Genomic DNA, 20,011 nt, shown 5'->3' on the forward strand with positions numbered 1-20,011 from the left:
TAGCGATGGAGCTGCGGCATCTGAGGTATTTTCTGGCAGTGGCCGAAGAGGGTAATTTCACGCGGGCGGCCGCGCGCCTCGGCATCGGCCAGCCGCCGCTCAGTCAGCAGATCCGCGATCTCGAGACCGAAATCGGCGCCATGCTCTTCCATCGCGTGCCGCACGGGGCGGAGCTGACGGCAGCCGGTACGGCCTTCCTGCCGGAAGCCAAGGCGTCGCTTGCGGCTGCCGAAAAGGCGCGGATTGCGGCGCAGAGCGCCAATCGTGGCGAGACTGGCCGATTGTCGCTAGGCTTCACCGCCTCCTCCGCCTTCAATCCCATCGTCAGCACGACGATCCGTCGCTTTCAGGCCCGATGGCCGGATGTGCAGTTGTCGCTGACGGAGATGAATACGCTCGGCCTGATGCAGAAGCTGGAACGCGGCGAATTGGATGCGACCTTCATGCGACCCGGCCTCGACGATCCCGACGGCATCAGGCTGAAACGCCTGCCGGACGAGCCGATGGTCGTCGCCCTACCGGCCAGCCATCCGCTGGCCAAGCAGAAGGTGCTGCCGCTTGCCCTGCTGGCGAAGGAGCCTTTCATCCTGTTCCCGCGTCTTGTCGGCCTCAGTCTCTATGACGACGTGGTGCGCGCCTGCCGCGAGGCGGGTTTCGACTTGAAGGTCGCTCAGGAGGCGCCGCAGATCTCTTCGGTTGTCAACCTCGTTGCCGCCGATCTCGGTGTCTCGATCGTGCCTGCATCGATTTCGCAGATCAAACTTTCCGGTGTCGCCTATCGCCCGATCGAGGGGCCGCCGGCCGTGGCGCGGCTGGCGCTCGCGGTACTGCGCAGCCAGCGCTCTCCGGTGACCGAAAACCTGATGGGCCTTCTGAGTTAGCAGTCCGGATCCCAATAGGGCGGATCACCGAAGGTCTTTTTCAGATGATCGGCGATGGCGCGCAGCTTGGCGGAGGGGTTTCGGCCTTCGGGATGGGCCATGTAGATGAATTCCGGCTCCGGCTTTGCGCCGACATCGATCTCCATCAGGCGACCTGCGCGAACGGTGGGGCCGGCAATGAAGGCCGGCAGGAGTGCGATGCCGAGGCCTTCGATCGCCGCATCGTGCAGCATGTCGCCATTGTTGATGCCGAGGCCGAGCATCGCGCGGATGATGACGGTGCCCTCATCCGTCTGGAATCGCCAGTCGGCTGCGCCGCGGTTGGTATAGAAGACGCCACGATGATCGTTGAGGTCGGACAATGAGGCAGGCTTGCCATGACGCTCGATATAATCGGGCGAGGCGACCAGCAGCCTGCGGCTGCGAGCGAGCTTCCAGGCGACGAGCCTTGTATCGGCGATGGCGCCGTGGCGGATGATGGCATCATAGCCGTCCGAAGCCGGATCGACACGCCTGTCATCCATGCCGAGCGTCAGCGCGATCTGCGGATGCGCCTTTAAAAACGGATAGAGGGCAGGCCCGAGATGCAGGCGACCGAAGGTGACGGGGGCTGCAATGCGCAACGGGCCTGAAAGCGTGCCGCGGCGCTCGGCCATATCGGCCACGGCGTCTTCCATCTCGCGGACGATGCGCCCAGCGCGCTCCAAAAAGGCGGCTCCATCCTCCGTCAAGGTCAGCTTGCGTGTGGTGCGATGGACGAGCATGGCGCCCAATGTCTTTTCGAGCTCCGCCAGCCTTTCGCTGACGACCGATTTCGACAGACGCAGCCGCCGCGCGGCTTCGCTCACCGAGCCCGCCTCGACTACGGCAACAAAAGCCGCGATCCCTTCGATTTTCATCATCGTTCGGCTTTTCCGAATTCGAACTCCGCGATCAGGAGACTAATCCGAACGAAAGAAGAATGCCATCTTCCAGTCATCGAAACGGGACGGCAATGCCGATCCAACCCAAATTCAGGAGATGGACAATGAATCGTCTGATCAACAAAGTTGCAATCGTCACGGGCGCAAGCTCCGGCATCGGGCGCGTTACCGCCAAGCTCTTTGCCGCCGAAGGCGGCAAGGTCGTCGTCGGTGCCCGCCGCCAGGCCGAGCTTGAAAGCCTCGTTGCCGAAATCAAGGCTGCTGGTGGTGCCGCCGTTGCCGTTGCCGGCGATGTCCGCTCGGAAGACTATCACAAGGCACTGGTCGCAGCCGCCGTTGAAAATTACGGCAAGCTCGACATCGCCTTCAACAATGCCGGCACGCTCGGCGAAGCCGGCCCAAGCACGGAAGTCTCCGAGGCAGGCTTCAGCGATGCGCTGGCGATCAACCTGACGGCTTCCTTTCTTGCCGCCAAGCACCAGATCGCCGAAATGGTCAAGAATGGTGGTGGCTCGGTCGTCTTCACCTCGACCTTCGTCGGCTACAGCTTTGCCTTCCCCGGCGTTGCTGCCTATGCCGCCAGCAAGTCCGGCCTCATCGGCCTGACGCAGGCGCTCGCCGCCGAATACGGCCCGCAGAACGTCCGCGTCAACGCGATCCTGCCAGGTGCTGTCGATACGGACATGTATCGCGAAATGAATGATACGTCGGACAAGCAGGCCTTTATTACCAACCTGCATGCGCTGAAGCGCGTCGCAGCGCCGGAAGAGCTCGCTCGGTCGGTGCTGTACCTCGCCTCCGATGACGCAAGCTTTGTTACCGGCACTGCCACGCTGGTCGACGGCGGTGCCTCGATCACCCGCACCTGATGACTAAAGCGCGATTATCCGCCACAGATTGATGATCCCTCCTGAAACGAGCAGATTATCGCGCCGACCTGCTTCCTGCACTCGCTCAGCATCAAAAGCGCCCAGCGCCAAACGGACACAGAAGGAATACGACAATGACTCGTCTCGCAAACAAAACAGCCCTGATCACCGGCGGCACCAGCGGCATCGGCCTTGAAACCGCGCGCCAGTTCATCGCCGAAGGCGCACGTGTGGCCATTACCGGCAGCAGTGCAAAGAGCGTGGAAGCCGCTCGCGCCGAACTCGGCGACAAGGTTCTCGTCATCCAGGCCGATGCCGGCAATGTCGCCGGTCAGGCCGCCGTCGCCGAAACGGTGAGGAACGCCTTCGGCACGCTGGACATCCTCTTCGTCAATGCCGGCATTGCCGAATTCGGCCCCGTCGAGGGTTGGAGCGAAGCCGCTTTCGACAAGTCTTTCGCGATCAATGTCAAAGGGCCCTACTTCCTGATCCAGGCCTTGCTACCGATCTTCTCGAAGAAGGCTTCGATCGTGCTCAATACCTCGATCAATGCCCATATCGGTATGCCGAATTCGAGCGTCTACTCGCTGACGAAGGGTGCGCTGCTGACGCTTGCCAAGACGTTGTCTGGCGAACTGATCGGTCGCGGCATCCGTGTCAACGCCATCAGCCCCGGCCCGATCGCCACGCCGCTCTATGGCAAGCTCGGCATGTCGGAAGCCGATTCCAAGGCGATGGCCTCCCAGATTCAGTCGCAAATCCCGGTCGGCCGCTTCGGTGATGTCAGCGAAGTCGCCAAGACCATCGTCTTCTTCGCCTCGGATGAGGCTGCCTATATCGTCGGCAGCGAACTGATCATCGACGGCGGCATGAGCAACCTCTAAGCCCCCTTGATATCAGGGGTGTCGACCAATGGCCGCGGTTTCTTTTGACTGCGGCCTTTCGCTTACGCGCCGGCGACGAGGCGGCGGATCACTGTTTCGATGCTGGTCGTGCCCTTCAACGATTTCTCACGTCCGGCCTCAAAGTCGATCCAGCCTTCGTTGAAGCCGTCGAGCATGCGCATGCGAGGCTCGGGGTTCTTCATGCCCTGGGCACGGAACAGCTCTTCCCAGCTTTCCTTCGGCACGACTTCCGCCGTCACCGGCTTGCCGAGCACCTTGGCGAAGGCGGCGGCAATCATGGCCGGGCTGACGCGTTCCTGCGCTTCCAATTCCGCCACGCGCGCACCCTGCCAGTTCTCGCGGAGCATCTTCGTACCGAGCACGCCGATATCATCCACGGCAATCATCGGCACGGCACGGTCGAGCGGCTGAAGGAAGCTCGGGATGACGCCGGTTTCGCGTGCGGGCGCTACATCCCAGGCGGCGTTTTCCATGAACCAGGCGGCGCGCAGGAAAGCGACCGGGATGGAGAGTGTCGAAAGCTCCTTCTCGACGATGCCGAGTTGGCTCAACAGGTTCGGCTGCATGGCCTGTGCGCCGACCGTCGACAGGCAGACGAGCTTTCCGGGCCTTGCAGCCTCAAGCGCGGTCTTCAGTGTTGCCAGCATGCCTTTCGCCTCCGGGAAGCCCGGTGCGGGATCAAAAAGCGGTGGGATGACGAGAAAAACACCTTCCGCGCCTCTGAACGCTGATGTCAGCGATACAGCGTCGTTCATATCGGCGACAGCGATCTCGCAGCCCCGCTCTTTCCAGCCGGCGGCCTTTTCCGGATTTCTCACGACGGCACGGACCTTGGCGCCATTCTTCAGCAGATGATCGGCAACGGCGGCGCCGACCTGGCCTGTCATTCCGGTTACAGCAAACATGGGGTAACTCCTTTATTTGGGTTGGCCCACTATGCTGCCGCACAATCTTTGACTGAAGTGCGCTTACGTCATAGGATTGATGACATCAAAGCAGTAATTTCGACTCGTTTTGCCAAGCCCGTCTCCGCTATGTCGCAGGCAGGCTCTTGTTTCCGCCCGCGATAGGGCATATCGGCTAGGCGATATTTCTTCGCGACCGCTCCACATCCCTTTCCTGCCGGAGCCCAGTCCCATCTCTTCGGAGTTTCACATGCTGATCGGCATCCTCTGCGGTCTGGCCACCTGTGCGCTATGGGGGCTAAGCTTTGTCGCCCCGCGCGTCGTCGCGCCCTATACGGCGATCGACCTGACCGTGGCACGCTACGGGCTTTTTGCCGTCGTCAGCCTTATCCTGATGATCAATCCGCGCTTTCGTCCGGTGGGTTTGCGGCGGTCGCTTGTTCTGACCGGCATTGCGCTCGGCAGCATCGGTTATGTCGGTTATTTCATGAGTATTTCCTATGCCGTGCGTTACGCAGGCACTGCCATTCCACCGCTCGTCATCGGCACGATGCCCGTACTGCTTGCCATCATCGCCAATCTCAAGGACCGGTCCATCGACTGGAGAACACTGGCAATACCGCTGATCCTGATAGCTGCCGGCATCGGCTGGGTGAATGTCTCGATCTTCGCCACGACATCAGCCAGCGATCAGCCGGAGATCCTGCTCGGCATCGTCGCCGCGCTGATCGGCCTGGCGCTCTGGGTCGCCTATGGCATGATGAGCGCTGCGGTCATGCAGTCGCAGGATGCGCCAAGCGCCATACACTGGACCGCCTTGCAGGGGATCGGCGCCGGCATCGGCGCACTCGTCCTTCTGCCCTTCACCTCGCTCGGGGACACTGTCAGCTTCACCGGAACGCAGACCTTTCACTTCGTGCTATGGGCGACAATCATGGGCATTGCCGGCTCGTGGCTTGCCACGCTGTGCTGGATGATCGCCGCGCGCCTTCTGCCGCTGGCGCTTGCCGCCCAGCTGATCGTCGCGGAAACCGTCTTCGGGCTGTTTTACGGCTTTCTGTTCGAACAGCGCATGCCGACCGTGCCCGAAGCCGGCGGTGCGGCCCTCCAGCTGATCGGCGTCGGCATGGCGATTGCGATCTTCACGCCGAAGCGGGTCAAACAAGCCTGAGTGCCGCGATTGCATGTTTTCTGCCAAAGGCTTAGGGTTTTTCCCAGTCAAAGAAGCGGCGGGAAAAAACCATGGCTCTCAGCGGCAAACGCATCCTCCTCATCATCTCGGGCGGCATCGCCGCCTATAAGAGCCTCGATCTTATCCGACGCCTGCGGGAGCGCGGCGCTTCCGTGCGGCCGATCATGACGAAGGGTTCGCAGGAATTCGTGACCTCGCTTGCCGTCGGCGCGCTCGCGGCCGACCATGTCTTTACCGATCTCTTTTCGCGGCAGGACGAGCAGGATGTCGGCCATATCCGGCTGGCGCGCGACTGCGATTTGGTGCTGATCGCGCCCGCCACCGCCGATCTCATGGCGAAGATGGCGCATGGGCTTGCCGATGACCTCGCTTCCACGGTGCTGCTCGCCACCGACCGGCCGGTGCTTGCCGCCCCTGCCATGAACCCGAAAATGTGGGCGCATCCGGCGACGAAACGCAATATCGAGACATTGCGGCGTGACGGCATCCGCTTCATCGGTCCTGTCGCCGGCGAGATGGCGGAAAGCCGCGAGACCGGCACGGGCCGTATGGCCGAACCGCTGGAAATAGCCGCAGCTGCCGACGCCCTGCTCGATGATGGTCCGAAACCGCTTGCCGGCAAAAGAGCGATCGTCACCTCAGGTCCGACGCACGAGCCGATCGACCCGGTGCGCTACATCGCCAACCGCTCCTCCGGCCGGCAAGGTCATGCCATTGCCGCAGCGCTGGCGCAACTCGGCGCCGATGTGACGCTGGTGTCCGGCCCGGTAACCATTCCTGATCCTGCGAGCGTCAGGATGGTGCATGTCGAGCGAGCCGAAGAGATGCGCGATGCTGTGCTCGCTGCCCTTCCCGCCGATGTCGCCGTCATGGTGGCTGCGGTCGCCGACTGGCGGGTGGCTTCGGCCGCCGACCAGAAGCTCAAGAAGCATCCAGGCGAATCCATTCCGACGCTGGCGCTGACGGAGAACCCGGATATTCTCAAGACCGTCGGCCATCACACGACGCGGCCTAAACTGGTGATCGGCTTTGCAGCAGAGACGCAGGATGTCGAGGCCAATGCCAAGCTGAAGCTGGAGCGCAAGGGTGCTGACGTGATCGTCGCCAATGACGTATCGCCTTCAACCGGCATCATGGGGGGCACGCGCAACAGCGTAAAACTCATCCGCCGCGACGGCATCGAGCAATGGCCCGATCTTTCCAAGGACGAGGTGGCGGAACGGCTGGCGGCGATGATCGCCGAACGACTTAAGCAGGAATAGAGACAGGCTCTGGCCTTGCGGACGCGCGCTTTTCAGGCCGGAAGGACGTGATCTCAAGACCATCGGCGCTGACAATCACAGCACTGCCATCGGGTATTTCCTGCCAGGCATCACCATCGTCATTCAGCGGCTCGGACACGAGGCAATAGCCCTCGGCAAGCGGCGAGGCATAGAGTGTCGGCGCCTTGCGGTCGGTGGCATAGCGGACCGCGTAAAGAGACTTGCCGTCCGAGAAGGCCGCGGTGAAGCGCAGCAGCACGGAGCCGAGAATATTTTCCGCCAGGCCTTCGACGAAGGCGATGGTCTGGGCCACAGCGGCGATCGGCGCATCCCGCAGGCCGAACTGCAGAGCGAGCAGGAACAGAAGCTCGGAATCCGTCGTGCCACTGCGGGCATTGAAGAGCTCGTCATCCAGCATGGTCTCCATCGGCCGACGCAGCCGCTCGAAGCCGGAGATCTGGCCGTTATGCATAAAAGACCAGGTTTCATGCGTGAAAGGATGGCAGTTGTCGCGCCGTGTGCCGCCGCCGGTCGCTGCCCGCACATGGGCGAGGAACAGCGGTGAACGGATCTGCCGCGCCAGGCTCTTCAGATTGCAGTCGGACCATGCCGGTAAGATATCGCGATAGCGGCCCGGCTCAGGCCGGTCACCATACCAGGCGATGCCGAAACCATCGCCATTCGTCGCCGTCTTGGCGCGGGTGGCACAATGGGATTGCTCGATCAGGGAATGGGCGGGCGAAGACACCAGCTCCTCCAGATAGAGGGGGTCTCCGCGATAGGCAGCCCAGCGACACATGCTCTTGCTCCGGCCCACCGCCTGCTGCGGCAGGAATGCTGAAAACATCTTGGATAGTCTGATGCTACGGCTAACAACGACTTAACGCCCACCCGATTTGCAAGGCGAAGATGACAAATTCTTGACGCCGACCGAGATCACTTTCCGCAAAAACGATATGGATTTGCGTGATCGCAGCGGCAGAAAATCAGGTAATTGAATGAGATAACCAGACGTCGGCTAAAAAACAGCCATGCGTTTTCCTCTTGCATCTCGGAGGAATCGGGCTACTTTTGATCCATCGTCAACTTAACGAAAGGAAGGTGATCCAATGTCTAATGAGTTTTCGGACCTCGTAACAGGCATGGAAGTGGTGATGAAAGCGAGGCAGCCCTCGCTCTAAACCCCACCTTCCTAGGGCCGCATCAGACGGTCCGGGCCAGTCACAGGCCAAACCTCATGGAAAGGGTCGCGAAAGCGGCCCTTTTTTATTGCTTTCTTTGCCCCGTTGACGCTCGAGCGCATGAGCATTATTCATAAAGTCATCTGATGACTTTATGAATAATGCTCATGCAACCTCTCAACAAGACCAATCTTGCCGACACGGCCACCGAAGCGATCCGCAACGAGATACTCGCCAAACGCTGGGCTGTCGGCGAGAAACTGCCGAATGAGGCCTCGCTTTCGGCCATGCTGTCGGTCAGTCGCGGCACTGTGCGCGAGGCCGTGCGCGTTCTCGTCTCGCAAGGCTTTTTGGAAACACGGCAGGGCTCCGGCACCTACGTGCTTTCGACAACCGATAGCAGCCGACCGCTCACCATGGCGCGGCGCGCCAGCCTGCGCGACCAGTTCGAGGCGCGCTGCGCGCTCGATGTCGAAGGCGCGCGGCTCGTCGCCATCCGCAAGACACCCGGCATCATCGCCGGGCTTCGCACATTGCTTGACGAACGTGGCAATTATGAAGGCGGCGATCCGGCAGGCTTCATCGAACGCGACCTTGCCTTCCACAAGGCCGTCATCGCCGCCTCCAACAACCGGGCGATGATCGAGATCTATGATTTCTTCTCTACCTCGATCGCGGAGACGATTGCCGCCACACTCGACAAGGCGATTCCCGAGCCTGACATGCAGGCGCACCAGTCGATCGTCGACGCCATCGAAACCGGCAGCCCCGACAAGGCCGATGCAGCCGTGCGCGGCTTCATGGCACCCATCCTTTCCGCGCTCGACCGGATGCTTCTTTCATGAGGATGCCCATACAGAATGTCACATCCTCGTTCGACGCCGTCGACGAGACGATGATCGATGCCGAAATCGACAGCCTGCCTGTACCATTGCCGCCGCAGAAGCAGAGCCCGACGGCTCGCTTCCTGCTCGGTGCCAGCCTCGTACTGATCGCCTTCAATCTGCGACCCGTGTTTTCCAGCGCTTCCGCCCTGCTGCCGGAAATTCGTACCGAACTCGGCCTGTCGCCGCTCGGCGCCAGTCTGCTGACGACCCTGCCCGTCGTCTGCCTTGGCGCCTTCTCGCCGCTGGCGCCGCGACTTGCCCAGCGCATCGGCTCGGAGCGGACACTGCTCGGCGTGCTCCTGCTGCTGACGCTCGGTACGGCGCTGCGCGGTCTTTCCTCCGTTCCTTTGCTCTTTTTCGGCACCGCGCTTGCCGGTGCTGCGATCGCCGTCGGCAACGTGTTGCTGCCCGGACTGGTGAAGCGCGACTTCGCCGCGAATACGGCTCTGATGACCGGCTTCTATACGATGGCGCTCTGCGCGGGCGCTGCCAGTGCCGCCGGCCTGACACTACCGATCGAACATGCGCTCGGCAGCTCGCTGGAAGGCGCGCTCGCCATCTGGGCACTGCCTGCCCTCGTCGTCGGGCTGATCTGGCTGCCGCAGGTCTTTGCGAGCAGTCGACAGGCGCGGCGCAGCGGTTTCCGTGTCGAAGGTCTGTGGCGGGACAAGCTCGCCTGGCAGGTCACGCTTTTCATGGGCCTGCAATCGGCGCTCGCCTATTGCGTCTTCGGCTGGCTGGTGCCGATCCTGCGTGAACGCGGTCTTGACGGTGTTGTGGCCGGCGGCATCGTCTCGGTCTCCGTCATGGTACAGGCCGCCGCCTGTCTCATCGTGCCGCATATCGCGGTACGCGGTAGGGATCAGCGCCTCATCAACGTGACGCTCTGTGCCTTCGCCGTCGTCGCACTTCTCGGCCTGCTCTTTGCGCCGCTTTCCACCGTCTGGGTCTGGGCCGTGCTACAGGGTATCGGTCAGGGCGGGCTGATCGCCGCGGCGATGACAGCCATCGTGCTGCGTTCGCGCGATCCGCATGTCGCCGCTCACCTTTCCGGCATGGCGCAATGCGTGGGCTATCTGCTTGCCGCCATCGGCCCGTTCATCGTCGGTTTGATCCGCGGCTGGACGGGAAGCTTTGCCTGGTGCGCAGTGCTTTTCGTCGCGCTCGGGCTTGGTGCCGCCTTCAATGGGTGGCGGGCCGGTCGAGCGCTGCATGTGAATGCACGCACGATCGAGAAGGACGAATGAGCCAGGCTCACTTGCGTATCACCATCTCTTGATCTCCATCGAAGGAATGCGGCTGCTACCCTATCTCAGCCGCATTCTGGTCCACCGGAGGAAAATCCTTGCGCTTCCGATCCCTGCTTCTGTTCGCCGCGCTGACCGCTACGCTCGCACCCGCCTTCTCCTTTGCGCAGGAGGCTGGCGAACGCGGTGCCCCTGCAGCACAGGGTTCGTCCCGAGAGGGCGTCCTCAAGCTGCTGCCAGGCGATTCCGTTACCGAGCACGAGTTGACGACGGCCGATGGACGCAAGATCGTCTATACGGCCACGGCAGGCACACTTGATCTCTTCGGTCAGGATGGCGGGCAGAACGCTGCGATCTTCTACACCGCCTATGTTGCCAAGGATGCCGGGCCGGACCGGCCGGTCACCTTCGCCTTCAATGGCGGGCCTGGTGCGGCTTCCGCCTTCCTGCATCTCGGCCTTGTGGGGCCGAAGATACTCGACTTCGGGCCCGATGGCCGCGACGGCGCCAATGCGAAGCTCGTCGATAACACGCATAGCTGGCTCGATTTTACCGATCTCGTGCTGATCGATCCAATCGGCACCGGCTGGAGCCGCACGGTGAAGGCCGACGACGCCTCGAACTACTATAATGTCGGCGCCGACGCGCAGTCGATGGCGAAGACGATCGCCCTCTACGTGGCGCATAATAACCGCGGCAATTCACCGAAATATCTGCTCGGCGAAAGCTATGGCGGCTTCCGCGCCGCCAAGGTCGCTTCGGCCCTGCAGCAGAGCCAGGGCATCATCATCGCCGGCACCGTCATGCTCTCACCGCTGCTCGAAGGTCAGCTGATGTTCAATGCCGACCAGTTCGCGCTGGGTGCTGCGCTGGAATTTCCCTCATTGGCAGCCGCCGAAGCCGACCGGCGCAAAAGCTTCAGCGAATCCGGCCAGCGCGATGCCGAGAGTTTCGCGCTTGGCGAATATCTCACGACGCTTGCCGGCCCGACGCCGACGGGCGATGCGGCAACAGCCTTCTACAACAAGATCTCCGGTCTTACGGGCATTCCGCAGGATGTCGTTACCCGCAATCGCGGCTTCCTCGGCGATGCTTACGCCAAGCATTCCGGCAAGCAGGCGGGAGAGGTGATGAGCCCATACGACGCTGCCTTCGCCACGCCGGACCCTTATCCGGAATCCGATTACGACCGAGGCGACGATGCGATCCTTGACGGCTTTACCCGCGCCTATGGCGGCGCCTTCGCCGACTACGCCCGCAACGAGCTCGGCTTCAAGACCGAGATGACCTATACGCTGCTCGAAAATGATGTCAGCCAGCGCTGGGAGTGGGGCAGCGGCCGTGGCGGCGGTTCACGTTTCCAGGCGAGCGCCACCGATGATATCAGGCAGATGCTCGCCTCCAACCCATCTTTCCATCTGCTGATCGCTCATGGCTACAACGATCTCGTGACGCCCTACGGCGTCAGCCGTTATGTGGTGGATCACTTGCCGCCGTCCCTAGCGGGAAATCGTGTATCGCTGAAGCTCTATCGCGGCGGGCATATGTTCTACACGACCGCCGGCCAGCGCGCCGCATTCACGGCGGATGCAAAGGCCTTTTATGCCGAGCATCCCGCCAACCCGCCGGCGGATTGAAGACGATCAAGGGTTGCCGGAGGGGCGTGCTGACCTATTTCTCCGGCATGGCAAACAGCAATCAGCTACCAGAAGCTCCGCCATCCGGCAGCGCTTCCCGGCAGGACGAAACCCTCTCCACACTCTCTTCCTATCTTCAAAACGGCGCACTCTTCCTCGATATCGACGGCACGCTCCTCGATCTTGCGCCGACGCCGGATGAGATATTCGTGCCGCCGTCGCTTCCTGCGCAGCTCGACACGCTGTCGCAGAGGCTCGGCGGGGCACTGGCTCTGGTGACCGGGCGAGGTCTTACCTATGCCGACCGTCTCTTCACCCCCTATCAGTTTCCCATCGCCGGACTACACGGAGCCGAACGCCGCAACCCCGACGGCAGCATCTTCAAGGTGGAGCCAACGGCCGAGTTCGAGAGGCTGAAGATTGAACTTCGGGCAGAAACGGCGGGCTGGACCGGCATCCTCATCGAGGACAAGGGCGCGGCCGTCGCCGCCCATTTCCGTCTTGCGCCGGCGCGGCAGGCGGAACTGACGGAACTGATGCAGCGTTTCCTGAACCGTGCAGGACCGGATTGGGCCCTGCAGCACGGCAAGATGGTTCTCGAAATCCGGCCCGCCAGAGCCAACAAGGGCGATGCATTGGAAAGCTTTCTCGCAACTCCAGCCTTCCGCGGTCGTCATCCGATCGCCATCGGTGACGATGTCACAGATGAGGCGATGTTCGGCATGGCGAACCGGCTTGGCGGTTACTCCATCCGCGTCGGCCCGCCGTCTGCAGGCACTGCCGCCCGCGGCACTCTGCCTTCCGCGGAAGCGGTCCGCGAGATCGTCGCGCGTTTTGCCGGCTGATTGTTTTTTTGCAGTTATTTCTAATGAAAGGAATTTGCCATGAGCCGCCTTGTCGTCGTTTCAAACCGCGTGCCCGTTCCGGAGAAGAAAGGGGCGGCGTCTGCCGGCGGGCTCGCTGTGGCACTAGAGGCCGCCCTCGGGAAACGGGGGGGCGTCTGGATGGGCTGGTCGGGCAACGTCAACGACGAAGGCGAACCCGGTCCACTTGCGATCGAGCAGCGCGGCAACATCACCTATGCGCTGACCGACCTGACATCCAAGGATGTCGACGAATATTACTTCGGCTTCGCCAACCGCATGCTCTGGCCGATCTGTCATTACCGGCTGGATCTCGCAGAATACGGGCGCACGGAGATGGCCGGCTATTTCCGCGTCAACCGCTTCTTTGCCCATCGGCTGGCGCCGCTGATCAAGCCTGATGACATCATCTGGGTCCACGATTATCACCTGATCCCGCTTGCCGCCGAACTTCGGCAGATGGGCCTCAAGAACAAGATCGGCTTCTTCCTGCATATTCCCTGGCCGCCGGCCGACGTACTCTTCGCCATGCCCGTCCATGAGGAAATCATGCGGGGGCTTGCCGCCTACGATCTCGTCGGCTTTCAGACCGATCACGACCTTGAAAATTTTGCGGGCTGCCTGCGCCGCGAGGAGATGGGCGACATGATCAGCGAAGGGCGTTTTGTCGCCGGCGAGCGCACGTTCCGCGGTGGCGCCTATCCGATCGCCATCGAGACGGCCGCCTTCGCCGAATTCGCCAGGAAGGCCGGCACGCACAGCATGGTGCTGAAGGCACGCCATAGTATCGAAGACCGCAGCCTTATTATCGGCGTGGACAGACTGGATTATTCCAAGGGCATTACCCAGCGTATCGATGCCTTCGAGCATTTCGTCACCAACAATCCGGCACATCAGCGCCAGGTCACCTATCTGCAAATCACACCAAAATCGCGCTCTGAAGTGCCTGAATACGAGGCAATGCAGCGCACGGTCGCAGAACAGGCCGGCCGCGTGAACGGTGCACTCGGCACGGTCGACTGGGTGCCGATCCGCTATATCAACCGCTCGGTGAGCCGGCCGGTGCTTGCCGGCCTCTATCGGCTCGCCAAAGTCGGGCTCGTGACGCCGTTGCGCGACGGCATGAACCTCGTCGCCAAGGAATATGTTGCCGCACAGAACCCTGATGATCCGGGCGTGCTGGTCCTCTCCCGTTTTGCCGGCGCGGCGCGCGAGCTGAACGGCGCGCTGCTTGTCAATCCTTACGACATCGTCGGTACGTCCAATGCGCTGGCGCGCGGCCTCAACATGCCGCTCGAGGAGCGCCGCGACCGCTGGCAGCGGATGATGGACCATCTGCTGGAGCACGACGTCTCGCGCTGGTGCGATGACTTCCTCGGCGATCTCGCCGCCTGAGCAATTTGACGGGCGCGGCACCATGGGCCGCTCCCTCTGGAAGAACAGCACTATAGCAGTTGGGATGCAGCGCTTCGGCACTTCAGGCCGGCAACGGGTTCTCCGGCCAGTCCGCCGTCATGTTCGCCTGGACAGGCCGCTCCAGATAGGTGGAAAGCGCAACATAGCTTTTGGTAGCCGTCACGCCGGGAACGGCATGAACTTGCGAGAGAAAGGCTTCCAGTGCGCGCGGGCTTTCGGTCCGCACCTTGAAGATGACACTGGCGTCGCCGGCAACCGAATGCATCTCCTCTACCTCGGGAAAGCGGCAAAGCTGCATCAGCCTTTCGCTTTTGCCCCAGCCCACAGCCTCGACATGCACGAAGGCCAGCAGCGGCTTGCCAAGCGCCGTGCCATCGAGCGCAGCGTGCGCGCCTTTCATGACGCCGGACCGGCGCAGCCGCTTGACGCGCTCATGCACGGCGGGCGGCGACAGATTGACGGCTTTGCCAAGCGCCGCATAGCTCTGCAGGGCATCCTCTGCCAGCGCGCCTAATATTTTTCGGTCGAAAAGGTCCAGTTGCTCGGGCTCTCGCCTGCGGCGTCGAATGCCATTCATTTCTTTTATCATTCGGAAAACTCGCCTTATCGCCGAAGAATATTCGGTGATAATAGCGCCAAGCTTTCAGATACTCGAGGGAGGGACTTTCAAATGGAACTGGTGAAGCACAGTCCGAGCAGCGGCATCTACGCGGCAACGTCAGATTATGTCCATGCGATGGAGGTCAGGAATCCCGCCCGCTTTCTGTTCGTGAGCGGCACAATGGGCCTCCACGCGGAGGGTGCGCCGGGCAGAGATCTGTCGGCCCAGCTCGATCTCATCTGGTCGAACCTGCGGGCGATTCTTGCGGATGCAGATATGGACGTCGGCAATATCGTGCGGCTGACCAGCTATTTACGGGATGCTGACTATGCCGAAGCAAACCAAAATGCGCGGCTGGCCGCGCTCGGCGATCATATCGTACCGACCACCGCCATCGTCGTTCAAACGCTTCAGAAAGACTGGCTGGTGGAAATCGAAATCATCGCTGCCGCGTGAAATGCCGCCTTGTCTGGACAAGGCGGCACCATGGGATGTTCAGGCAGCCTGGCGCAGCAAGCCGAGCGCTTCTTCCAGATCGATTTCTCCCAGAAAGCGACCGGTGCTTTCCGCCTTTTCCTGATGCTCGATCGCATGCGCGAAGCGAACGGCCGGCTCCTGCAGCATGCGCTGATAGAGGTCATTCAGCGCAGGAAACTGGCTGATATCGACGACCTTGTGAAAGTCGTTCCAGCGGGCGATGCCAGTGAAATAGGCATCCGCAATGCCGGGCCTGTTGCCGAGCAGGCATTTCCGGCCGGCAAGCAGCCCCTCCAGCGTGCGGTGCGCCTTTTCCACCTTGGCCGTGCCGTAGGCGACGAGAACGCCTTTTTCGGCCGGTTCCAGTTCATGCTCGACAGCGTACCAAAGCGGGCTGAAAGCATTGAAGAAGCTGGTGTTCAAATAGGCGAGCATCTGGTTCAGGCGATCGAAATCGGCGGTGCCCTGCGCAAAGCCCAATCCTTTATCGATCGATTGCGCGCCTATGTAATTCAGGATCGCCATGCTTTCGCTGATCAACCGGCCATCGGGCAGCAGCAATGACGGCGTTTCGCCGACGGTGTTGATGCGCCTGTATTCGTCACAGGAGACGACTTCCGGCATCTGAACGCGGCAGAGACGGTACGGCAGGCCAGACCATTCCAGCGCAACGATCGAACCAAAGGAACAACCTTCCGGCACGCCGTAAAACAATATCAGGGACATTATCGGGTCCTTTCCATAGGAATTATTGACCCGGCCAATATGATTTCGTGGACGATGAGGCAGTAGATGGCGATAATGCATCTTAAAGTCCACAAGTATGGAAGATGAATGTGACCGCCTTCAACCTCAACGACCTCCATCTCTTCGTGCAAGCGGTGGAAAGCGGCAGCTTCACGGCGGCAGGACACCATCTCGGCATTCCGAAATCGACAATCAGCAAGCGCGTGGCGGAACTGGAGGAGAGGCTCGGCGTGCGGCTGATCCAGCGCACGTCGCGCAGCTTTGCGCTGACGGATATCGGCAGGGATTTCTTCGACCATGCGCAGGCGTCAATCATCGAAGCGGAAATGGCCGAGAGTATCGTGCGCAACCGCCTGGGAGAACCGAGCGGTATCGTCAGGCTGACCGCAGCGGTGCCGACGGCACAATTCACGCTTGCCGACCATATGGCCGAACTGACAGCACGCTATCCAAAGCTGAAGGTATCACTGCATGTAACGGATCGCTTTGTCGATATCGTTCAGGAAGGCTTCGACATTGCGCTGCGCAGCCACCGCTTTCCACTCGGGGATTCGACGCTCGTGCAGCGCCGGATCGCGGCTCACCCGTTCCTGCTCGTCGCTTCGCCCGATTACATAGCGCAATATGGGAAGCCCGAGCGGGCCGAGGACATCGCCGGCCACAGGGCAATCATGCCCAGTCTCTCCGAGGAGCAGTGGCGTCTCACCTCGGATAACGGCGCTGAGACTGTGGTAACGCCTCGGCCCATCATGGCGGCAGACGAGCCGATGGTGCTGCTGAAAGCGGCTGCGGCCGGCATGGGCATCACCATTCTGCCGACATCGGTCTGCAACGACGCTTTGAAGGACGGCCAACTCGTGCGTCTGCTTCCCGGCTGGACAGCAGGCAGTATCACCACGACGATCCTGATGCCGCACCGACGAGGGCAATTACCCTCCGTGCGCGCGGTCGTCGAGTTCCTTGCCGAACGGCTGGCGGGGTGATCAGGCGGCCTTGGCCGCGTGATATTCCTTGATCGCCACCATCTTGATCGCCGGATAGCGCTCCGCCTCGTAGCGCAGCGAGAAACCATCCTGCGCCAGGAAGACAGGGTCGCCATCGAGATCTCGGGCGATATCGCCGCGCTTGACGGTGAGGAACTTGTCGAGTTCAGCAACCTGGTCGGACGAAATCCAGCGGCAAACGGAGAAGCGCGACATTTCGAAGGAGACCGGCAGGCCATATTCGGCCATCAGGCGCTCCTTCAGGACGTCAAGCTGCAGCGCGCCGACGACACCGACGATGGCAGGCGAACCGTCCTCCGGCTGGAAGAGCTGAACGACACCTTCTTCAGCCATCTGCTGCAGGGCTTCCTTCAGCTTCTTGGCCTTCATGGCGTCTTCCAGGCGCACACGGCGCAGGATTTCCGGCGAGAAATTCGGCACGCCCTGGAAAACCAGGCTTTCGCCTTCCGTCAGCGTATCGCCGATGCGCAGCGTGCCATGGTTCGGAATGCCTACCACATCACCGGCAAAGGCCGTATCGGCGAGCTGGCGCTGCGAGGCGAAGAAGAACTGCGGCGCGGTGAGGCCAAGCTGCTTGCCGGTACGTGCTAGCCGCGCCTTCATGCCGCGCTCCAGTTTGCCGGAGCAGATGCGGGCGAAGGCGATACGGTCGCGATGGTTCGGGTCCATGTTCGCTTGAATCTTGAAGACGAAGGCCGTCATCCTGTCTTCGGCGGCATGCACGGTGCGGATATCGGCCACCTGGTCACGCGGTGGCGGAGCAAAATCACCGAGCGCGTTGATGAGGTCGCGCACACCGAAATTGCGCAGGGCCGAACCGAAGAAAACCGGCGTCATATGACCTTCGAGGAAAGATTCCCGATCGAAGGGACGGCAGGCCTCGATTGCCAACTCGACTTCTTCGATGAAGGCATCCCGCTCGTTTTCCGGCAGGCGATCGGCAACACTCTGCGGACCATTGACGGCGGTGACGGCGATTTCCGTATCGGAGCCGCGAACGGTGTTTTCCTTCAGGTGATAGGAACCGCAGAAGGTCTTGGCGCGACCGATCGGCCAGGTGACAGGGGCCGTATCAAGCGCCAGCTTTTCCTCGACCTCATCCAGGATCTCGAAGGGATCGCGGCTTTCGCGGTCCATCTTGTTGATGAAGGTGATGATCGGAATGTCGCGCATGCGGCAGACTTCGAAAAGCTTCAGCGTGCGCGGCTCGATACCCTTGGCGGCGTCGATGACCATGACGGCGGCATCGACTGCCGTGAGCGTACGGTAGGTATCGTCGGCGAAGTCTTCGTGACCGGGCGTGTCGAGAATGTTGAAGACATTGCCTTCATATTCGAAGGTCATGACCGAGGTGACGACCGAGATGCCGCGTTCGCGCTCGATCTTCATCCAGTCCGAGCGGGTCTGAATGCGGTCCTTCTTCGCCTTCACTTCACCGGCGAGCTGAATGGCGCCGCCGAACAGCAGCAGCTTTTCGGTGAGCGTCGTCTTACCCGCGTCCGGGTGCGCGATAATAGCGAATGTGCGGCGGCGGGAGACCGCCTCGGCGAGACTTTCGGCCATAATGTAAATCCTGTGGAATTGCCGCGTATCTAGCGATTAAAGCGCGCCATTGCAATTGACCTTGCGGCACGAGGCACGAAGTAATGCCGCATGACCATTCACACAGATACTCGCCCCACCCTCAATTTGATCCGCCTGCCGAACGGCCAGGGCCTGGATCTGCCCGCCTATGAAACGCGTGGTGCAGCCGGCATGGACCTGCGCGCGGCGATCGACGAGGACAAGCCGCTGGTGCTGGCGCCTGGCAAACGCGCGCTCGTTCCAACGGGCTTCGTCTTTGAAATCCCTGAGGGTTTCGAGGGCCAGGTGCGCCCGCGCTCCGGCCTTGCAGCCAAGAACGGCGTCACCTGCCTCAATGCGCCCGGCACCGTCGACTGCGACTATCGCGGCGAAGTGAAGGTCATTCTCATCAATCATGGCGAGGAGGATTTCACCATCACGCGCGGCATGCGCATCGCGCAGATGGTGATTGCACCATTCATCCAGATCCGCATCGCCGAAGTCTCGGAAACGACCGAAACCGCGCGCGGCGCCGGTGGCTTCGGCTCGACCGGGGTATGAGCGTCGCCGATTCAGACGGGCTTACCTTCCGACAGGATTATTTCAGCGATCCGGCGGCCTGGAGCGCTCTCGTTTCTCTTCTCGATGATACGTTCGGCATCGATATCGATCCGCTGCGCGAACTTGGCGGCCCAGACCCGGCCAGTATGCCGTTCGGCTGGTTTACGGATGAAGGCCTGCTCGCCGCCAATCTCTCCGCCTTCGCCATGCCTTTTGTCCTCAACGGCAGGCTCGTCAATGCCGCCGCCTTTCAGTCCGGCGCAGTCCGTCCGCCATGGCGCGGCCGCGGCCTTTACCGCGATGTGACGGGCAAGGCGCTTGCCTGGTGTGAGGCGCGGGATTTCGAGGCCATCATCCTCTACACGGACAAGCCGACGCTTTATGAGCCCTACGGCTTCCGCTCGCTTCCGCTTCACAAGTATGTCGGCGCTGCACCAATGTCTGAAGCTGCCGCCACCTCACGGCCTGTTCAGCCGCCCGATGCCGATGATCTCGCCCTGCTTCAGGGCCTGCTGAAGAACCGCAAGCCAGTTTCGGAGACGCTTGCTGTCGCCAGCAGCTCTGCGATGTTCCTCATCAACACGCAGCTCGATTCCGACGTCCGCTTGAGCTATCTGGAAGAGAGCGAGGCCGTCATCGCATGGAAGATGCCGGCACCCGGCCACGTCGTTCTCCTCGATGTGGTCGCGCGTGAAATCCCGTCCCTCGCCGCCATCCTTGCCGGTCTCGGCATCCAGGCAACGTCAGTCGAAACGCTGTTCCGGCCGGACAGGCTCGGCTGGTCCGGCGAGGCGACGCCTTACGGAGGCGGAACACGGCTCATGCTGCGTGGACTGGAGGAGATGAGCCTCGATCATCCCGCAATGCTGTCGCCAATGGCGGATTTCTGA

20 protein-coding genes are annotated in these 20,011 nt (G+C 61.6%); 14 read left to right on the top strand and 6 right to left on the bottom strand.

Annotated features, from left to right (window positions below; translation table 11 throughout):
- Positions 1 to 5: 5 nt before the first annotated feature.
- Positions 6 to 881, top strand: coding sequence for a LysR family transcriptional regulator (locus tag J2X71_RS04525; RefSeq protein ID WP_113324747.1), 876 nt, complete (start codon positions 6 to 8; stop codon positions 879 to 881).
- Here J2X71_RS04525 and J2X71_RS04530 read toward each other — a convergent pair.
- Positions 878 to 1,783, bottom strand: a complete 906-nt coding sequence (locus J2X71_RS04530) for a LysR family transcriptional regulator (RefSeq protein WP_113324748.1) — start codon at positions 1,781 to 1,783, stop codon at positions 878 to 880. The two genes, J2X71_RS04525 and J2X71_RS04530, sit on opposite strands and share 4 nt — an antisense overlap.
- Positions 1,784 to 1,908: 125 nt before the next feature.
- On the opposite strand from J2X71_RS04530, the gene J2X71_RS04535 reads away from it, so the two are divergent.
- Complete coding sequence (locus J2X71_RS04535) at positions 1,909 to 2,673, top strand: SDR family oxidoreductase (protein WP_310379512.1); 765 nt, start codon at positions 1,909 to 1,911, stop codon at positions 2,671 to 2,673.
- Between the two features lie 134 nt (positions 2,674 to 2,807).
- Positions 2,808 to 3,557: an SDR family oxidoreductase gene (locus tag J2X71_RS04540; RefSeq protein WP_310379514.1), complete on the top strand. Its 750-nt coding sequence runs from the start codon at positions 2,808 to 2,810 to the stop codon at positions 3,555 to 3,557.
- 62 nt (positions 3,558 to 3,619) lie between these two features.
- On the opposite strand, the gene J2X71_RS04545 is transcribed toward J2X71_RS04540, so the two are convergent.
- Positions 3,620 to 4,483 (bottom strand): NmrA family NAD(P)-binding protein, encoded by an 864-nt coding sequence (locus J2X71_RS04545; protein ID WP_310379516.1) that lies wholly within the window; start codon positions 4,481 to 4,483, stop codon positions 3,620 to 3,622.
- Positions 4,484 to 4,733: 250 nt separating this feature from the next.
- On the opposite strand from J2X71_RS04545, the gene J2X71_RS04550 reads away from it, so the two are divergent.
- Together J2X71_RS04550 and coaBC are read left to right on the top strand one after the other, a co-directional pair.
- Positions 4,734 to 5,654, top strand: coding sequence for a DMT family transporter (locus J2X71_RS04550; RefSeq protein WP_310379518.1), 921 nt, complete (start codon positions 4,734 to 4,736; stop codon positions 5,652 to 5,654).
- 71 nt (positions 5,655 to 5,725) lie between these two features.
- Positions 5,726 to 6,937, top strand: a complete 1,212-nt coding sequence (gene coaBC, locus J2X71_RS04555; RefSeq protein WP_310379520.1) for a bifunctional phosphopantothenoylcysteine decarboxylase/phosphopantothenate--cysteine ligase CoaBC — start codon at positions 5,726 to 5,728, stop codon at positions 6,935 to 6,937.
- Here coaBC and J2X71_RS04560 read toward each other — a convergent pair.
- Entirely contained in the window at positions 6,924 to 7,736 is an 813-nt protein-coding gene (locus J2X71_RS04560; protein ID WP_113325163.1) for a class II glutamine amidotransferase, read from the bottom strand. The genes coaBC and J2X71_RS04560 overlap by 14 nt on opposite strands.
- 549 nt (positions 7,737 to 8,285) lie before the next feature.
- Here J2X71_RS04560 and J2X71_RS04565 point away from each other — a divergent pair.
- The 5 genes from J2X71_RS04565 to otsA all read left to right on the top strand — a co-directional run bounded on the left by J2X71_RS04565 (position 8,286) and on the right by otsA (position 14,147).
- Positions 8,286 to 8,963, top strand: a complete 678-nt coding sequence (locus J2X71_RS04565; protein WP_310379523.1) for a FadR/GntR family transcriptional regulator — start codon at positions 8,286 to 8,288, stop codon at positions 8,961 to 8,963.
- Complete coding sequence (locus tag J2X71_RS04570; RefSeq protein WP_310379525.1) at positions 8,960 to 10,252, top strand: MFS transporter; 1,293 nt, start codon at positions 8,960 to 8,962, stop codon at positions 10,250 to 10,252. Before J2X71_RS04565 ends, J2X71_RS04570 begins: the two co-directional genes overlap by 4 nt.
- A 98-nt stretch (positions 10,253 to 10,350) precedes the next feature.
- Positions 10,351 to 11,889: a S10 family serine carboxypeptidase-like protein gene (locus J2X71_RS04575; RefSeq protein WP_310379528.1), complete on the top strand. Its 1,539-nt coding sequence runs from the start codon at positions 10,351 to 10,353 to the stop codon at positions 11,887 to 11,889.
- Positions 11,890 to 11,936: 47 nt separating this feature from the next.
- Positions 11,937 to 12,734, top strand: coding sequence for a trehalose-phosphatase (otsB, locus tag J2X71_RS04580; RefSeq protein WP_310380065.1), 798 nt, complete (start codon positions 11,937 to 11,939; stop codon positions 12,732 to 12,734).
- Between the two features lie 39 nt (positions 12,735 to 12,773).
- The gene (gene otsA / locus J2X71_RS04585; RefSeq protein WP_310379530.1) at positions 12,774 to 14,147 is read left to right on the top strand and encodes an alpha,alpha-trehalose-phosphate synthase (UDP-forming); all 1,374 of its coding nucleotides are present in this window, start codon (positions 12,774 to 12,776) and stop codon (positions 14,145 to 14,147) included.
- An 82-nt stretch (positions 14,148 to 14,229) separates the two neighbouring features.
- Here the strand turns inward: otsA and J2X71_RS04590 are convergent, their stop codons facing one another.
- Positions 14,230 to 14,745, bottom strand: a complete 516-nt coding sequence (locus J2X71_RS04590) for an Lrp/AsnC family transcriptional regulator (protein WP_405049681.1) — start codon at positions 14,743 to 14,745, stop codon at positions 14,230 to 14,232.
- Between the two features lie 93 nt (positions 14,746 to 14,838).
- On the opposite strand from J2X71_RS04590, the gene J2X71_RS04595 reads away from it, so the two are divergent.
- Positions 14,839 to 15,225: a RidA family protein gene (locus J2X71_RS04595; RefSeq protein WP_310379534.1), complete on the top strand. Its 387-nt coding sequence runs from the start codon at positions 14,839 to 14,841 to the stop codon at positions 15,223 to 15,225.
- A gap of 39 nt (positions 15,226 to 15,264) precedes the next feature.
- Here J2X71_RS04595 and J2X71_RS04600 read toward each other — a convergent pair whose 3' ends face one another.
- Positions 15,265 to 15,972: a glutathione S-transferase family protein gene (locus J2X71_RS04600; protein ID WP_310379535.1), complete on the bottom strand. Its 708-nt coding sequence runs from the start codon at positions 15,970 to 15,972 to the stop codon at positions 15,265 to 15,267.
- 110 nt (positions 15,973 to 16,082) lie between these two features.
- Between J2X71_RS04600 and J2X71_RS04605 the strand changes: the two genes are divergently transcribed.
- Positions 16,083 to 16,976, top strand: coding sequence for a LysR substrate-binding domain-containing protein (locus J2X71_RS04605; protein WP_310379537.1), 894 nt, complete (start codon positions 16,083 to 16,085; stop codon positions 16,974 to 16,976).
- On the opposite strand, the gene J2X71_RS04610 is transcribed toward J2X71_RS04605, so the two are convergent.
- Positions 16,977 to 18,560, bottom strand: a complete 1,584-nt coding sequence (locus tag J2X71_RS04610) for a peptide chain release factor 3 (RefSeq protein ID WP_310379539.1) — start codon at positions 18,558 to 18,560, stop codon at positions 16,977 to 16,979.
- A gap of 90 nt (positions 18,561 to 18,650) precedes the next feature.
- On the opposite strand from J2X71_RS04610, the gene dut reads away from it, so the two are divergent.
- Both dut and J2X71_RS04620 read left to right on the top strand, forming a co-directional pair.
- Positions 18,651 to 19,121 (top strand): dUTP diphosphatase, encoded by a 471-nt coding sequence (dut, locus tag J2X71_RS04615; RefSeq protein WP_310379541.1) that lies wholly within the window; start codon positions 18,651 to 18,653, stop codon positions 19,119 to 19,121.
- On the top strand, positions 19,118 to 20,011 hold the full coding sequence (locus J2X71_RS04620; protein ID WP_310379543.1) for a GNAT family N-acetyltransferase: 894 nt from the start codon (positions 19,118 to 19,120) through the stop codon (positions 20,009 to 20,011). Before dut ends, J2X71_RS04620 begins: the two co-directional genes overlap by 4 nt.

The organism is Rhizobium sp. 1399 (genome assembly GCF_031455475.1).
Lineage (GTDB): Bacteria > Pseudomonadota > Alphaproteobacteria > Rhizobiales > Rhizobiaceae > Rhizobium.

Excerpts from the sequence above, each read along its gene's own strand:
- J2X71_RS04525 (WP_113324747.1), top strand. The coding sequence starts at position 6 with ATGGAGCTGCGGCATCTGAGGTATTTTCTGGCAGTGGCCGAAGAGGGT.
- J2X71_RS04530 (WP_113324748.1), bottom strand. The coding sequence starts at position 1,783 with ATGATGAAAATCGAAGGGATCGCGGCTTTTGTTGCCGTAGTCGAGGCG.
- J2X71_RS04535 (WP_310379512.1), top strand. The coding sequence starts at position 1,909 with ATGAATCGTCTGATCAACAAAGTTGCAATCGTCACGGGCGCAAGCTCC.
- J2X71_RS04540 (WP_310379514.1), top strand. The coding sequence starts at position 2,808 with ATGACTCGTCTCGCAAACAAAACAGCCCTGATCACCGGCGGCACCAGC.
- J2X71_RS04545 (WP_310379516.1), bottom strand. The coding sequence starts at position 4,483 with ATGTTTGCTGTAACCGGAATGACAGGCCAGGTCGGCGCCGCCGTTGCC.
- J2X71_RS04550 (WP_310379518.1), top strand. The coding sequence starts at position 4,734 with ATGCTGATCGGCATCCTCTGCGGTCTGGCCACCTGTGCGCTATGGGGG.
- coaBC (WP_310379520.1), top strand. The coding sequence starts at position 5,726 with ATGGCTCTCAGCGGCAAACGCATCCTCCTCATCATCTCGGGCGGCATC.
- J2X71_RS04560 (WP_113325163.1), bottom strand. The coding sequence starts at position 7,736 with ATGTGTCGCTGGGCTGCCTATCGCGGAGACCCCCTCTATCTGGAGGAG.
- J2X71_RS04565 (WP_310379523.1), top strand. The coding sequence starts at position 8,286 with ATGCAACCTCTCAACAAGACCAATCTTGCCGACACGGCCACCGAAGCG.
- J2X71_RS04570 (WP_310379525.1), top strand. The coding sequence starts at position 8,960 with ATGAGGATGCCCATACAGAATGTCACATCCTCGTTCGACGCCGTCGAC.
- otsB (WP_310380065.1), top strand. The coding sequence starts at position 11,937 with ATGGCAAACAGCAATCAGCTACCAGAAGCTCCGCCATCCGGCAGCGCT.
- otsA (WP_310379530.1), top strand. The coding sequence starts at position 12,774 with ATGAGCCGCCTTGTCGTCGTTTCAAACCGCGTGCCCGTTCCGGAGAAG.
- J2X71_RS04590 (WP_405049681.1), bottom strand. The coding sequence starts at position 14,745 with ATGAATGGCATTCGACGCCGCAGGCGAGAGCCCGAGCAACTGGACCTT.
- J2X71_RS04595 (WP_310379534.1), top strand. The coding sequence starts at position 14,839 with ATGGAACTGGTGAAGCACAGTCCGAGCAGCGGCATCTACGCGGCAACG.
- J2X71_RS04600 (WP_310379535.1), bottom strand. The coding sequence starts at position 15,972 with ATGTCCCTGATATTGTTTTACGGCGTGCCGGAAGGTTGTTCCTTTGGT.
- J2X71_RS04610 (WP_310379539.1), bottom strand. The coding sequence starts at position 18,560 with ATGGCCGAAAGTCTCGCCGAGGCGGTCTCCCGCCGCCGCACATTCGCT.
- dut (WP_310379541.1), top strand. The coding sequence starts at position 18,651 with ATGACCATTCACACAGATACTCGCCCCACCCTCAATTTGATCCGCCTG.
- J2X71_RS04620 (WP_310379543.1), top strand. The coding sequence starts at position 19,118 with ATGAGCGTCGCCGATTCAGACGGGCTTACCTTCCGACAGGATTATTTC.